The sequence below is a fragment of the Streptococcus humanilactis genome, from assembly GCF_019448275.1.
Taxonomy (GTDB): domain Bacteria; phylum Bacillota; class Bacilli; order Lactobacillales; family Streptococcaceae; genus Streptococcus; species Streptococcus humanilactis.
The window spans coordinates 20,235-34,713 of the sequence record NZ_JAHXBZ010000008.1 but is presented as its reverse complement, the minus strand read 5'-3'; the positions used below and the strand labels follow the sequence as shown (position 1 = coordinate 34,713).

20 protein-coding genes are annotated in these 14,479 nt (G+C 40.5%); all 20 read right to left on the bottom strand.

Going from position 1 to position 14,479, the window contains the following annotated elements; genetic code table 11:
• Positions 1 to 666, bottom strand: coding sequence for a 3-keto-L-gulonate-6-phosphate decarboxylase UlaD (locus KV696_RS09275; protein ID WP_219967498.1), 666 nt, complete (start codon positions 664 to 666; stop codon positions 1 to 3).
• A gap of 16 nt (positions 667 to 682) precedes the next feature.
• Positions 683 to 1,168, bottom strand: a complete 486-nt coding sequence (locus KV696_RS09270; protein WP_033679597.1) for a PTS sugar transporter subunit IIA — start codon at positions 1,166 to 1,168, stop codon at positions 683 to 685.
• 76 nt (positions 1,169 to 1,244) lie between these two features.
• Entirely contained in the window at positions 1,245 to 1,526 is a 282-nt protein-coding gene (locus KV696_RS09265) for a PTS sugar transporter subunit IIB (protein ID WP_000241466.1), read from the bottom strand.
• A gap of 22 nt (positions 1,527 to 1,548) precedes the next feature.
• Complete coding sequence (locus KV696_RS09260) at positions 1,549 to 3,006, bottom strand: PTS ascorbate transporter subunit IIC (protein ID WP_000452074.1); 1,458 nt, start codon at positions 3,004 to 3,006, stop codon at positions 1,549 to 1,551.
• Between the two features lie 130 nt (positions 3,007 to 3,136).
• Positions 3,137 to 3,760, bottom strand: coding sequence for a ribonuclease P (locus KV696_RS09255; RefSeq protein ID WP_219967497.1), 624 nt, complete (start codon positions 3,758 to 3,760; stop codon positions 3,137 to 3,139).
• Between the two features lie 50 nt (positions 3,761 to 3,810).
• Positions 3,811 to 4,800 (bottom strand): RNA-binding cell elongation regulator Jag/EloR, encoded by a 990-nt coding sequence (gene jag, locus KV696_RS09250; protein ID WP_219967496.1) that lies wholly within the window; start codon positions 4,798 to 4,800, stop codon positions 3,811 to 3,813.
• 17 nt (positions 4,801 to 4,817) lie between these two features.
• Positions 4,818 to 5,642 (bottom strand): membrane protein insertase YidC, encoded by an 825-nt coding sequence (locus KV696_RS09245; RefSeq protein ID WP_219619582.1) that lies wholly within the window; start codon positions 5,640 to 5,642, stop codon positions 4,818 to 4,820.
• On the bottom strand, positions 5,617 to 5,988 hold the full coding sequence (rnpA, locus tag KV696_RS09240) for a ribonuclease P protein component (RefSeq protein ID WP_000739245.1): 372 nt from the start codon (positions 5,986 to 5,988) through the stop codon (positions 5,617 to 5,619). The genes KV696_RS09245 and rnpA overlap by 26 nt, the downstream gene beginning before the upstream one ends.
• A gap of 149 nt (positions 5,989 to 6,137) precedes the next feature.
• Positions 6,138 to 7,328: an acetate kinase gene (locus KV696_RS09235; protein WP_000167763.1), complete on the bottom strand. Its 1,191-nt coding sequence runs from the start codon at positions 7,326 to 7,328 to the stop codon at positions 6,138 to 6,140.
• A 51-nt stretch (positions 7,329 to 7,379) separates the two neighbouring features.
• Positions 7,380 to 8,333, bottom strand: coding sequence for a class I SAM-dependent methyltransferase (locus KV696_RS09230; RefSeq protein WP_153193865.1), 954 nt, complete (start codon positions 8,331 to 8,333; stop codon positions 7,380 to 7,382).
• Between the two features lie 60 nt (positions 8,334 to 8,393).
• Positions 8,394 to 8,981 (bottom strand): class I SAM-dependent methyltransferase, encoded by a 588-nt coding sequence (locus KV696_RS09225; protein WP_194250511.1) that lies wholly within the window; start codon positions 8,979 to 8,981, stop codon positions 8,394 to 8,396.
• A 32-nt stretch (positions 8,982 to 9,013) separates the two neighbouring features.
• Positions 9,014 to 9,427: a competence type IV pilus minor pilin ComGG gene (comGG, locus tag KV696_RS09220; protein ID WP_203176437.1), complete on the bottom strand. Its 414-nt coding sequence runs from the start codon at positions 9,425 to 9,427 to the stop codon at positions 9,014 to 9,016.
• Positions 9,405 to 9,866, bottom strand: coding sequence for a competence type IV pilus minor pilin ComGF (gene comGF / locus KV696_RS09215; RefSeq protein ID WP_061457600.1), 462 nt, complete (start codon positions 9,864 to 9,866; stop codon positions 9,405 to 9,407). The genes comGG and comGF overlap by 23 nt, the downstream gene beginning before the upstream one ends.
• A complete protein-coding gene (comGE, locus tag KV696_RS09210; protein ID WP_000413380.1) occupies positions 9,829 to 10,131 on the bottom strand; it encodes a competence type IV pilus minor pilin ComGE in 303 nt (100 codons plus the stop codon). Before comGE ends, comGF begins: the two co-directional genes overlap by 38 nt.
• Positions 10,094 to 10,528, bottom strand: coding sequence for a competence type IV pilus minor pilin ComGD (comGD, locus tag KV696_RS09205; protein WP_194250512.1), 435 nt, complete (start codon positions 10,526 to 10,528; stop codon positions 10,094 to 10,096). The genes comGE and comGD overlap by 38 nt, the downstream gene beginning before the upstream one ends.
• Entirely contained in the window at positions 10,491 to 10,814 is a 324-nt protein-coding gene (gene comGC, locus KV696_RS09200) for a comG operon protein ComGC (RefSeq protein WP_000738641.1), read from the bottom strand. The genes comGD and comGC overlap by 38 nt, the downstream gene beginning before the upstream one ends.
• A 1-nt stretch (position 10,815) precedes the next feature.
• Positions 10,816 to 11,859 carry a competence type IV pilus assembly protein ComGB gene (gene comGB / locus KV696_RS09195; protein ID WP_153193868.1) on the bottom strand — a complete coding sequence of 348 codons (1,044 nt, stop codon included), beginning with the start codon at positions 11,857 to 11,859 and terminating at the stop codon, positions 10,816 to 10,818.
• Positions 11,780 to 12,721: a competence type IV pilus ATPase ComGA gene (gene comGA / locus KV696_RS09190; RefSeq protein WP_153193869.1), complete on the bottom strand. Its 942-nt coding sequence runs from the start codon at positions 12,719 to 12,721 to the stop codon at positions 11,780 to 11,782. Before comGA ends, comGB begins: the two co-directional genes overlap by 80 nt.
• A 76-nt stretch (positions 12,722 to 12,797) precedes the next feature.
• Positions 12,798 to 13,163, bottom strand: coding sequence for a DUF1033 family protein (locus KV696_RS09185; RefSeq protein ID WP_000286413.1), 366 nt, complete (start codon positions 13,161 to 13,163; stop codon positions 12,798 to 12,800).
• Between the two features lie 150 nt (positions 13,164 to 13,313).
• Positions 13,314 to 14,372, bottom strand: coding sequence for a zinc-dependent alcohol dehydrogenase family protein (locus tag KV696_RS09180; RefSeq protein WP_219967495.1), 1,059 nt, complete (start codon positions 14,370 to 14,372; stop codon positions 13,314 to 13,316).
• Positions 14,373 to 14,479: the final 107 nt, after the last annotated feature.

Below are 14,479 nucleotides of genomic sequence, written 5' to 3'. Positions count from 1 at the left end.
TTACCTCCAAATTCGTCTGATTTCATCCTTGAAGGCACGCGCTGCTCCTGCTGGATCCGCAGCTTCTGTAATTCCACGACCTGCGATGAAGGTAAAGACATCAACGCCTTCAAATAGTTTGAGAGTATCTACATCTAGACCACCTGTTACAGACACACGGAAGCCCATGTCGATGAGTTTTTTAACCTTATTAAGGTCTTTTTCACCCCAAGTCTCACCAGCAAGAAGTGCATCACGAGATTGGTGATAAATAGCTTGTGAGATACCAGCATCTAGCCAAAGCTGAGCTTGTTCAAAAGTCCAATCGCCATAAAGTTCAATCTGGATTTCGCCTCGGTCTCCACGTTCAGCCGTGATAGCCTTTAGAGCCGCTTCCATAGTAGGGATAGTTGCACAACAGATACAAGTCATCCAATCGGCACCACGAACGGCATTATTTTTGGCAACTGTTCCACCAGCATCGGCACATTTTGTGTCTGCCACAATAATCTTATCTGGAAAAAGGCTTCGCAAGACTTCAACCAGTTCACTTCCAACTTGTAATAAGCAAACAGTTCCAGCTTCGATAATATCTACTTCCTGACCAACAGAAACAGCTGCTTTAATCGCTCCTTGCAAGTCTGAATGATCTAATGCAACTTGTAAATTAGGTATTCTTTTTGTCATCTCTTTATTCCTCTTTCTAACTTTCCAAATCCAATCCCTCGAGATAAGGGCTATCCTTAGATTCTTCAATCATCGTCAAGACATCTTCCTTAGTCTGGCAAACCTGTAAACGTGCGATAGAATCTTCTAATTCAAACAAGGCAATAATCTGTGGAATGGCTACACTTGTGTGAATTTTTGAGCTTGTTGCTGCTAGTGCCAACAAAACTGAAACTTCTTTCCCATCTGAAAATACAACAGGATTTTGTAAGGTGATCAATGAAAAGGCATCTCTTTGCACTCCAGCTTCAGGTCTAGCATGGGGCATAGCCATACCTGGCATTAAGATATAGTATGGGCCATACTCTTCAGTCGATTCAATGATAGCATCGTAATACTCTGGCAAAATTGCTCCACTTTCAATCAAGGGATCTACTGCTACCTTGACTGCTTCTTTCCAGTCTTTAGCTTCTAAACCTAGTCGGATCGAGTCATTGTCAATTAAAGCTTGTTTTAAATTCATATCTGCCTCCTTTATTTAAAGAGGGAGAAGGACAGAAACGATGACTCTCAGTTTCTATCCAGCCCCCTCCAACCTTTTACTGTAGTGCTTGACTGAGTTTTTCAGTGATTTCTTTATCATCCATCAAGTTGTCAAGCCCAATTAACTTCCCATTAGTTCGCCCTTCCAATTCTTGGATCAAATGAAGAGAAGCGATTACGATGTCATATCCTGCTGCTAAACCTTTAGCTTCACCGACACTGCATGAATTGACTGTAAAATCTGTTTGATTAAGCTTACGGAGAGCATTTTCAACCTTCATCTTGATAACCATTGATGAACCCATTCCATTTCCGCACGCTGCTAATACTTTAACCATTTTATTTCTCCTTTTCTAGATACTAAGCTTCTTCTTGAACTGCACCGTTGTAATATTTCTCTTTATCTTTTGCTTTGGCAAATTGAAGTTGAGGAATAACAAGCAAGAAGAGACACACAAGTACATAACCAACAATACCAAGGTATTTGAAGATATATCCAAATCCAAGCCATGGGAATTCAAAGTCGATATTTCCATGGTAACCACCATAAGATGCTAAATCAAGAAGAGCTACACAGAGAGCTCCTAAAGCAACTTGGAGAACACCTGAGATGAAGGATAGGATAACAGCCGCTTTCCATCCACCGCGTTTATCAGCGTAGACCGCAATGGCTGCATTGTCAAAGAACACTGGTACAAATCCTGTAATAATAAGAATCGGATTTTTAAAGACGATGAGCAAGACAATTGTGATCAATTGACCAATCAAACCAAAGGCAAATCCTGACAAGACAGCGTTTGGAGAACCAAATCCATAAGAAGCTGCAACGTCAACCGCTGGGAATGAGCCTGGCAACAATTTGTTTGAAATACCTTGGAAGGCGTTTGTCAACTCAGATACGAACATGCGGACACCTTGCATCAAAACGAACAAGTAAACTGAGAAGGTAAAGGCTGTTTGAATAATGTACATAAAGAAATCTTGTTTAGCAGGATTGAATAGAGTTCCTGAAGTGATGACTTCTTTATTAGACATAATGTCTGGACCCAAGATTAAAAGAATGGCTCCGAAGAATACGAGCATCAAGGTAGCAGATGCAACAACTGTATCGTGGAAGATTGAGAGGAACTTAGGTAATTTAAGATTGTCTAAACTTTCTTCTTTCTTACCAAAGCGTCCTGCTACTTTATCTACAAACCAGATTGCAAATTGCTGTTGGTGACCAATCGCAAATCCGCCACCACCAGTCAAGCGTTGAGTTGCCTCAACAGTCATATTTGAACTAACTGCCCAGTAAAGTCCACAGATGATACCAATCGCTGCTGTACCGTAAGCATTGCGCAATTGTGGTACTAAGAATAGAACCATAAGAGATACTGTTGCAGCTTGTTGTACCATGATGTGACCAGTAATAAAGAGGGTTCTTACCTTCGTGATCTTGCGAAGAGCTACGAGCAAGATATTTATTCCGAAACCAATCAATAGAGCTGTAGTTGCAGTTCCAACAAAATCTGGAAACTCTGCTGCAATTTTGTTGTTTGCTGCAGCAAGTCCAAAGTAAGGGTCGATAACCGCTGCACCAATTTGGAATTTGTAGTTAAGGGCTGCTAAGATCGGACGGAAGGTTGTAACCAAACCACCTGCACCCACATTGAGCAACATATACCCTACTGTTGCTTTAACAAACCCTGAGAAAACGTCGTGGGCAGGTTTTTTCAAAAGTGCGTATCCTATCAACACCAATAAACCTACGAAAAATGCGGGATTCTGCAAAATATTGCTAGAAAACCAATTTAGAACACTTGAAATGACTTCCATAATTGTTCTCCTTTTGAATTGTTTTTGTAGGTTTATTATATAATTTGAAAGCGTAAACAAAAAGACCAAGAATTACACAGCGGACTGTTCACTCTTGGACTGTATGATTTATGATATTTTAATGATTAGCTTAGTTTCTCGTAGCTAGATAAAATGGAAGAATTTTATCATAAGATTTCAGTAGGGCTTCTACGATTTCTTCTTCAGATGAATTCTCTGTTATAGGGACATCTATTTTAACTAACACTTTTCGGACTTCCTGATTGGATAGTTTATTTCTTAAAATTTGACGATTTTCTTCGTTCGCCTCCCACCGTTGACTTTGACCATCAGAGTAGACTAGATAATAAACACCTTCAACGGTTGGAACTTTTAAAACTTTGGCCTGCTTGCCTAGAGTTCGCTCAGCTTTCTTACGCTCGATGAAACTGACCTCTAAGGAAATTCCAAAGTCAGTAGATGTCCCATACAAACGAAGAGCCAACATAGGTTCTGTTACTTGTCCGTCTCTCTGTAGATAAACCCAAAAATGTGGTCGTAAACGTTGCGCCTGATTCATCCACTGGCTAGTCTGTTGAAGTTGCCATTCTGGATGACTTGCTTGAAAGGCTTTAGCCAGTTCTGTAAAAGCCTTTCGAGCCTCTTGGCCTTTGTGGCGCAATTCCAGCATTTTCTCTCGCTCTGCTCCCGCCTTATCAGGATTACGGTACTGCAAATCAGCAAAGTCTAAATAGTCTCTTATCTTATTCAACATTAATTTAATCTCCTCCAGCTAGCAAAAAATCAGGATAACCCTGATTTTACTTATTCTGTATCTACGACAACATAACGATTTGGCTCATCACCTTCAGAGTAACTGGTCACGCCATCCATACGTGAAATAATACGATGAATAATCTTGCGTTCGCTATTTGACATTGGATCTGTCTGATGACTGCGTCCTTCTTCTAAAACACGAGTCGCCAATTTTTGCGCATAGGTCTGCAAGACTTCTGCACGGTGTTCAACATAATCATTGACATTAATAGTAATGTAGAAGGTTCTTGAATAGCGGTTGTAAAGATAATTTTGAGCCAATAGTTGCAAGGCCTTCAAGACTTTACCATGGTAGCCGATAATACGACCTGGTTCGTTAGTATCAATTTGCAAATTGATGCTACGACGGTTATAGTCATTTGAAAGTGTAGCTTCAACATCCATGTCATCAATAATTGTTTGAACATAAGTCGTTACTTCCGTAGCTACTTGTTCAATATCAAAGCTCGGTTCAACTTTTAAGCCCAAGTCTTCTAGTTCTTGACTTTCAGTTTGCTCAGCTTGGCTTTCAATAATAGGCGTTTCTACTTCTTCTTCGAGAGCAGTTTCTTCAAGTTGTAATTCATTTAAAATCTCAATGTGACCAGTTTCTTCCAAGATAGTGCTGGCATGTCTTTCATGTTTTAAGATTTCAGCCTTGACTTCATCAGAAATACCTTGGCCTCCCTCTTCAATCTTTTTAATTGCTTCTACAACATGCCCCAAATCAACCGTTGCTTCACTGACTGTTTTAACAGGCTCATTCAAATCATTAATTTGCTTTGGAACTCCCTTTACAGCTTGTTGGTTTGCTTTTACAACTGTCGTTTCACTAATAGCATCGATATCCACTTGGGCTGGTTTTTTACCAAATAAGCCAAGAAACCCTTTTTTCTCACGAGAAATGACTTTGATGTGAGCCTTCAGTCTTGGGATATCTAATTCTTTCAATCCTTTCTGGATTGCTTCTTCAACAGTTGAACCTGTAAATACTACCATTACCAGATTCCTCCTTATTATTTCGTTTTCTGAGCCTTTTTCTTGGCTTTTCTTTTTCTATTTTCCAAATCTTTTTGTGCCTGTACTACGGCCTCACGCTCTGCAATAATCTTGAATGGATTATTCAAGAAATAGGTTTGCAAGACTTGATAAGCATTGGAAACTGCCCAGTAGAGCGCTACTCCGCTTGGAGCATAAACCCCAAAGATAAAAATCAAGACTGGAATCCCATACATCATCGCAGTTGTAGCCCCATTACGCTCAGACAAGGCTTTATTAGACAGCCAAGTACTTAAAAAGGTAAATACAGCTGCTAAAACAGGAAGAACAAGGGTTGTATCCACACCACCAAGGTTAATCCATAAGAAATGACCTGTCTTTAAAAAGTCAACTCTTGATAGAGCTTGGAACAAAGCCAAGATAACCGGCATCTGAATCAAAATCGGCCAAAGAGAATCTGACTGTCTGACACCCATTTCTTTAAAGACTTTACGCATTTCTTGCTCTAGCTTGGTTCTGCTTTCCATATCACGACCTGGATATTGTTCTCGAAGCGCCTTAATGCGTGGTTGAGCTTCCTGCATTTTTCTGGAAGCCACCATTTGCACTTGGAAGACTGGCAAGAGAACTGTACGAATCAAGACCGTAAAGAGGATAATCCCCACTCCGATACTGATATCAAACGATAAAAAGCGAATGATTTCCGCAAAGAAGTAAACAAATTTACTCCAAAAATCAGCCGAATCGGCTGTAATATCGCTAGTTGTCCCATTAGTCGCACAGGCTGTCATGATCAATAGAGACAGTCCTAGCAAACTAGTCAACTGTAGTTTCTTTTTCACTCCCATTTCCTTCCTGGTAAATCTTTGATAATTTTAATACGTGGAGTAGATTTTTCTCCATCTCTGCGTATCCCAAGGTTTCGACTCCTTTTCGAGCAATGACAACAAAGTCGACATCTTCTACCAGACTCCCTTTTGCATTCTGGATAATATGTCTAATTCGTCGCTTGATTTGATTTCTAGTGACGGCATTCCCAAGTTTTTTGCTGACTGATAGACCTACTCGAAAATGATTTTTCTGGTTTTCTAGTTGGTAGACAACAAATTTGCGATTGGCAAAACTTGTCCCCTCCTTGAAAATCGCCTTAAAATCTTTCTCTCTTTTTACACGAAAGTTTTTCTTCAAAACTCAACTCCATCTATTAAATTACTACTATTATACCATATTTTTCAAAAAAGCCAATCATAGCAAGGTTTGGGACAATTTCATCAGAAAAAGAAGCTGGAAAAATCACTTTCCCAACTCCTTGTACGGAATATTTTTACTAGTTTTACTTATTTTTTCAAGCGTTCAACGTCACGGGCAATAACTAGCTCTTCATCTGTTGGAATAACCAATACACGGATCTTCGCTGCCTCTGTTGAGATGTCTCCTGTCACACCAAAGACGTTCTTTTCTGGGTCAACATCACAACCAAACCAAGAGATACCTGAGATAACATCTTCACGCACATTTGCAGCATTTTCACCAATACCTGCAGTAAAGATAATAGCATCTGCTCCATTTAGGACCGCAAGGTATTGACCGATATGTTTTTGGATACGGTCAACATACATTTCATAAGCCAAAGTGGCATCGTGGTCCCCTTCTTCCATAGCAGCAATCACATCACGCATATCACTAGATTTACCTGAAACCCCCATCAGTCCTGATTCACGATTAAGGACGCGACTAATATCTTCGGGCGTGTTAAAATCCTCTGTATATTGCATTAAGTAAGGAATGATAGCTGGGTCAATATCCCCTGTACGTGTTCCCATCATCACACCACCAAGTGGAGTGAAGCCCATTGAAGTATCCACAGATTGACCACCCTTAACAGCTGTAATAGAAGCACCATTACCGATATGGCAAGTAATCAATTTTAAGTCTTCTAATGGACGTCCCAAGAGTTTTGCTGCTTCTCCTGCTACAAACTGGTGACTTGTACCGTGGGCACCATATTTACGAACCTTGTTTTCTGTGTAATATTTTGTTGGTAGAGGGTAGCGATAAGCTTTCTCTGGCATACTTGTGTGGAATGAAGTATCAAAAACAACTACACTGGTAATGTCTGGCAACAATTCCTTGAAGGCACGAACACCTGCTGCATTGGCTGGATTGTGGAGAGGAGCCAACAAGCTCAACTCTTCAACTTTTTCTAAAACATCTCCCTCAACGACTGTTGATTCTTTGAAATATTCTCCACCAGCAACAACACGGTGTCCAACACCAGTAATCTCGTCATAAGCCTTGATAATATCAAAACGAATCAAGTCATCCAATAAGATTTTAACAGCTTGTGTGTGATTTTCAATATCCAAAATTTGTTGTTCAGAACGACCATCAAATTTTACAGTTGAAATTGAATCTTTCAAACCGATACGTTCAATCAAACCTTTCGCCAATACTTTTTCTTCTGGCATTAAGTATAATTGCCATTTCAAACTTGAACTTCCCGCATTGATTGCAATTGTTTTTGTCATAACATGATACCCCTTTTTTAAGCGTTTTCATCTATTATAACAAAATCTATTTTATATTTCAGTACCTTGAGTCCATTTTTGAAAATTTTCTTTAAATTTCATTAAAACACTTGCATCTTGCAAGCTAGCAAGTGGATAAACAAAAGGCTCCACTGCTATTTCACTTTTCTTCTGTAAGATAAAAATAGTCTTAGATTGTTTGGCATTGGCAAAGAGATTTTCAGGCAGACTGATCATGGCAACTAGATTCGCCTCCTCTTTCAACCACCCTTTCAACAAGTCACTTTGAGGGCTGGTCAACAAATCACTCGGAGCGAGAAAAATAGCATATCCATCTGACTTGAGATACTTAAGTCCTTGTTCCATGAGCAAGTGATGGGCGTAAGTATGTTCTTGGCTAGAAGCAACTTGATGGCGCGACGCAACGGCATCATCAGGATAATAGCCGACAGGTAGGTCGCTGATGACCACGTCGCTTTCTTTGAGCATTTGTGGACGAACGGCATCTCCTTGGACAAAGCCAGCCTGCAAACCAATTACATCTGCCATGCTAGCTGCCAAATCAATCAGCAAATCATCCACTTCCATTCCCAAGTAATCCACCTTTTTATCAAGCGAGGTCAAGAAAGTAGCCCCCAGAATCCCCATCCCGGAACCCATTTCGAGAATAGTAAATTCCTCCTCTTTAAGCAATTCTTCCACAATAAACACCAAAAGCAAAGCAATGGCATCTGGTGTAAACTGGTGATTGGCCTGTAGGGGCTCTGTCTGCCCAGCCTTCATCAAGAGAAACTGGTAGGTCTTGAGCCATTCTTCTTTGCGAAGCGCTAAGCGTTTAAGGGCCTGATTGTTTTCCTTGACCTGCTCTAACTCAGTCTCACCATCCAAATAGATGCTGTTTTGCTCCACCAAGGCATCATAAAAATTGGTCGCCAAATCACTTTGGATGACTTGGACATTCTCTAGTAAATACGTATAAGCTTGTTCAATTTTTTCAAAATCCATATTCCTATCTTATCAAATTTCCCTTCTTTTTTCCATCCTTATAGAAAAATCACTCCCTGACTAGGCGAGTGATTTTTGGGCTACTGTAAAAAAGAGTTCTGAGTAATTTCCTTGAAACAGGTCTTCAGCGCTATAGAGGATCTGACTATGCACAGATGAAAAACCGTGCTGAATTAGCTTGTTTTCCAGTTCAGGCAATTCAAATCCATGATGGTTAGCTTCTGTCTTGGTAAAATCAGCAAGTAGGAGTTGTCCATCTTCCTTCAAATGTTGATGAAACAGTGAGCGAGCCGCATCCAAATCAGGCATATGATGAAGAACCCGACAAACAACAATGAGATCAAACTCTTTCTCCAAGGGTTTTTCCAGTAAATCTTGGTCCAAAAACTGGATATTCTTGATGTCTTGCTGCTCCGCTTTCAAGCGAGCTTGCTCCAGCATTCTCTCCGAAATATCCACCAATGTTACAGATTTAGCCTGCTTGGCTAGGGGCAAGGCTAATAGACCCGTCCCTCCACCGAAATCCAAAATTTCTTTGTCTGATAGAAGATCAATCTGTTTCTCGACTGCTTGACAAACCAAGTTTGCAAGGAAGATATTTTTAGGGGAATCAAAAGTTTCTGCTTTGTGGTTAAAATCATGTTTCATATCTTTAGTTTAGCACAAAGTAGCTTGGTTGGCTAGGAATTCTCTTTCTTTTCAGGCTTCTTTTCTGATTTTTTCTTCTCCACTTCTTCACTTGAACTAGTCGCTACCTCTTCCTTTTTATCCGTTTTCTCTTCTTTGATTTTGATTGAAGGAAACACAAACTCATATTGGCTCTTAGGCGTACGAACCGTCGTCACCAAGCTTGTTTTCTTATTTTGATAGCTCACCTGACCTAGATTAAAGGTCTGTTCCCCACTTTCCTTATCAACCTTATCTTTGGTTCGCTTGGCCATAGCAAAAGCAACCAACTTTTCTTTATTTAAAGCGTAGTCTTGATGGTGGGCGACTTGTCGGTTCAAGTAAAATTGTAACAAAAGACTAAAGATGGCTGCTATGGTGACCGCATAGAGGAGAACACCTGCCTTAACTTTTTTCTTTTTCCACACGATAGATGAACTCCCTTTCTAAGCCTTTTTGGAACTGGAAACGAAAGCGCACCAGTTGATTGTCCTCTGTAATCTGCGCGGATTTAAGCCCATAAATCATAGGCTGATAACCCCGTCCACTGGCATCGGTTTTCCGAAAATCATCCGATTTTGACTTACCTATAGCGATATCCTTACCATCCTGCTTCATATAGAGGCGGTTGCCCTCCACTTTTTCGAACTGCGAACGGTCTAATTCTGCCTCCAACTGGTCCACAAACAAGAGCCACTCTTTTTGTTCGCTTTGTTGCTGGTAGCGAACTTCTGAAATGAGGAGCTGACTCATGGCTTGAAAGAGGAGTAAGCTTCCACTGATGACAATGAGGGCAATCAGGGATTCCAACAAGGTAAAAGCCTTGACCTTATGGCTCTTTGATAGCCAACAACTGTTCTGAACCATGGTAAACCTCCAATCCCTTTTCACTAGAAAACACCTGAATCTCCACTCCGTTTATGTTTACCTGATTTTGACCTGTCTGCAGAGCCATCTTAGCTACACGCAAGACTTCTTCCTTTTGCAAGATTTTTGCTTCTTCTTGTCTATTTTTCTGAATTTGTCCCAAAAGGAGGGTTGCTATGCTGGCAAAGATAGCTAGAGCAACTACTGCTTCTAGTAAAATTACTGCCCTAATTTTTTGTTTCCTTAATGCGTTTAATTTTTCCATTTCCTAGATATAATTGATAACGAATCGCTCCTCTGCTGGTCTGAAATTCAACCTTAGCCAGGGACGAATTGCCCCCAGCTCGGTCAAATGTGATACTTTGTCCTGATGGTGCTTGAATTCCTTTAGGAACTGTCAACTTTTGACTGCCATTGCTAATCGTCTGCCCATCTAAGTTTAGACTAGTCTTTTGCTGACTGGCTACACTGCGTTTTTGGGTTTCCCGATAGAGTTCTTCAAATTCCATAAAGAAAATCTGCTCCTCTACCGCCGCAAAAGTGGACTGGACAGAGCCAGATAAGCCCAAGGCAAGGATACTCACAAGACCCAAAACCAAGAGACTTTCCAGCATGGTAAAGGCCTTAATCTGCAACGGTTTGACTGGTATTTTGTTTAGCATGGTATTCTTTATAAGCTTTAGCCTGTTCTTCTGTGATTCGCCCATCTGCTTGTAACTTACTTAGGCTAGCATCTTCATTTTTATCTAAGCTATAAAGCTCTGCCTGGCTTTCCACCACCTTAACAACAGCAGCTTTTCCTTTGTCATTGACCGCCTCTTTTTGCTTGGTCAAATTAGGTACAAAGAGCAAGAGAAGCACGCTGATGATTAAAAGGACCACTAACATCTCCACAAGTGTAAAAGCTTTAACCTTAGCTTTTTTCAAGAATGTCATCATTTTTTTCATGTTAAAAATTTACCTCCATATTTTGATACATGGGCATGAGCATTGCCGCATAAAGTAAAACGATAATCAGTGCCACAAAGATAAAAACCAGTGGCTGCACCAAATTCATGGTGCGGTTAACTCGGGTAAAAAAGGCTTCCCAAGTTTTTTCAGCATAGATTTCCAACTCACTCCCCAGCTTGGACTTGACTTCACCATACTCGATGATGAGACTCAACTCTTTTTTAAAGAAAGGATAGGTTGCTATGGTTTGAGAAAATTCGCGGCCATTTTGTAGGGATTGAGCTAAATCTTGACCGATTTCTTTAAAGAGCTGGGAACCTTGTTCCTGCATGATTTGAAAAATCTGCGTCAGCTCCATTCCCTGCGAAATCATATTACCCCATTCACGCGCATAATAAGCTGTCAGATAAGTCTGCACAAAGATTCCAAGAAAAGGAATGCGTGCTAAGATAGAAAAGACGCGCATCTTAGAACTTCTTTTATAAAAAGTGAGTGCTAAAAGGACAAGTATGGAAACAAATCCTACCATTCCTAGAAAGATTTGTGGCAGATTTCCGATAATTTGGGTGGCAATATTACTACTATCCAGTTGTGGTAGTAGGTAGCTACGTAGCCCCAGCATAATTAAGAGAAGAAATCCCAGTAAAATCAAAGGATAGGTCGCTACTTCAATTAATTTTTTCTTGACCTTGGCCAGATTGTCTAGATATTCTTCTATCTTTCCCAAACTCAAGTGGAGATTTCCATGGACTTCCGCTAGGGATAACTGAGTGACAATGGCACTTGAAAATCCCAAACTAGCCATCATTTCTGAGAATGATTTCCCCTGAGACAAGCCCGTGCGCATCTGGGTCACGCACTGCTTGTCCAACAAAGCACTCCTATCTAAAAAGGAGATAGTCTCCACCAGATGAAAACCGCTGGAAAAGAGATTGTTAAACAGGGTGATGATATTTTTTTGCTTAGCTGTAGCTAATTTTTTCCGTTTCAGCCTGAAGGCTTGTGATATGTCCGTCTTTAAGAAGCTGGTCAATCTGTTCATTCCAACTAGTTGGCTGGTGTTCTTGGTAGTCTTTGTTTGCAAAGTCAACGATTCCTCCTCCCCCTATTAATCTCTGGTAGCAGACTCCTTGCAGAACGACTGCCAATTCCTCCTCACTCACACCCAACTCCAGTAGGCGCTCATAAACACCTCGAATACTCTTGGCGTGAATGGTTGAAAAGACTGTCGCACCTGTCAAACTGGCTCTGACCACTGCACGCGCCGTCTCGCTGTCCCGAATTTCTCCGATAATCAGGAGATCTGGCCGATGCCGTAGGGAAAGCTTGATGAGATTTTCATAGGTAAGTCCGATCGCTTCATTCAACTGTAATTGGAGCATGTTGTCCTGCTTGATTTCGACAGGATCTTCGATAGACATGACTTGCTGTCCTTTAAAGAGGAACTTGGCCAATTCGTGCATCAGGGTTGTCTTGCCACTTCCGACTGGACCAGCAAAAAGATAGAGTCCCCGTTGCCTGTACTGCTTACCCAGTTCTCCAATATCCTGAAACCAAAAATGTAAATCTTGCTCCTCATCGTGCAACAAGCGAATGACTAAACTCTCATGCCCTCTATAATCGCCTACAGTAGACAAACGTAGGGACGCCATCTTCTGGTCATATTCATAATCACAGGAACCAAGTTGACTACGTCTCTTTTCTCCCACATTCATACCCGCCACAAACTTGAAATGACTGATGACAGCCGCAAATTTTTCAAAGTCATAACAACCGATTTTACAACGCTCGTCTCCTATTCTCATATGAATCTCATAGGCGTCGAGCTTAGGGACAAAATAAATATCCTGCGCCCCTTTTTTCCGAGCCGACCGAATGATTTCTTGTGCAATTTCTTGAACCATACTTACCTCCTCACCTATACTATTCGCAAAGATTTGGAAAAAATAAAAAGCAACTCCAAAAAAAGTTACTTTTTCTCTATTTTAATTTCATACGGCAAGAACGGTGCCTTTCCTTACCTGTTTGTTTTTCATAGCCTGGGCGTAGTTTTTCATCTGGAATAACCTGCTCATCCTGCAAAAGAGCCAAAGAATGGTATTGTTGTAAATACTCATCACATTCATCACACCAGCGTTGGTCTTCTGGATCCCAAAAAATGGTCATCAAATCACTTCTACTTTTATAAAGAGGGGATTCTTGTTCCAATCTAAACCAGCAAGTTTTGTAGTATTTGAGAGCATCATAATACTGGTCAAATTTTCTACTTGCTACAATATCTTCTTCCCAACCTTCTAAGAACCACCACGGTTCAAAATCTCCGTACATTTCTATAACACGATACATATTCATTCATTCCTTTGTACCGTATATTATAACTAATTCCGCTAGACAAGGAAAGAAATATGCTCATTTCTTAATTTCTTGATAAAAAATCCAGCCATCTGATGGATGACTGAATTTCTATTTGCTTATGTTCCAAAATGTTTTTACTACCTAGGCTTCTGAAATGTCGTTTTCGATAATGACCTTGATGGCATGGTGGTCTGCTGCCTTACTGAAGACTTCATAGGCTTTTTCAATTTCACTTAGTTTGAAATAGTGAGTTACCAATTTTTCTGGTTCAATCTTATGACTTTCAAGTGCTTTCAACAATTGTGGAGTGGTATTTGTAGATACCAAACCAGTTGTTACATTGATGTTGCGAATCCAAAGTTTATCTAAATCGAATTCAACTGGTTTACCATGCACACCACAGTTGGCAACCGTTCCGTCTACACCGATAATCTTTTGACAGAAATCAAATGTTGCAGGAATACCAACAGCTTCGATAGCGACATCCACACCACGTCTATCTGTCAAATCATAAATTTCTTTAATGGCTTTTTCAGGGTCTGAAGAATTAACCTTGTGAGTCGCACCGAATGATACAGCAGTTTCCAAGCGGTTATCGTCTAAGTCCACCATAATCAATTTTGCTGGTGAGTAGAATTGAGCCGTCAAAAGAGCAGCCAATCCAACTGGTCCTGAACCAATAATGGCTACACTACAACCAGGTTCCACTTTCCCTTTTAGGACACCAATTTCATATCCAGTAGGCAGAATGTCTGATAGCATAACCAAGGCTTCATCTGACAAGTCTTCTGGAGTGTGGTAAAGAGTGTTATCTGCATGAGGGACACGTAGATATTCAGCCTGCATACCATCAATCAAGTGACCGAAAATCCAGCCCCCTTCGTCTTCACAGTGGGCATAAATTCCTTTTTTACAGTAGTAGCATTTACCACAGGCACAGACACAAGAAATCAAGACCTTGTCGCCTTTTTTGAAATTCGAAACTCCTTCCCCAACTTCTTCAACAATCCCAATCCCTTCGTGACCAAGAATGGTACCACTTTGGCAAGCGGGAACATCCCCTTTGATAATATGGAGGTCTGTTCCACAAATAGTAGTTTTTACGATACGCACAATAGCGTCTGTTGGCTTGCGAAGCACTGGTTTGTCTACATCAACAAAAGAAGCAAGTCCTGGTTTAACATAAGTATAGGCTTTCATAAAGCACTCCTCCGTTTTTTTATTTGTACTATTTATACCATAATTGTAAGCCTTTTCATTTGTTTGTTCAAGATTTTTTGTGATTTTTTTAACTTTTTTATTTACTG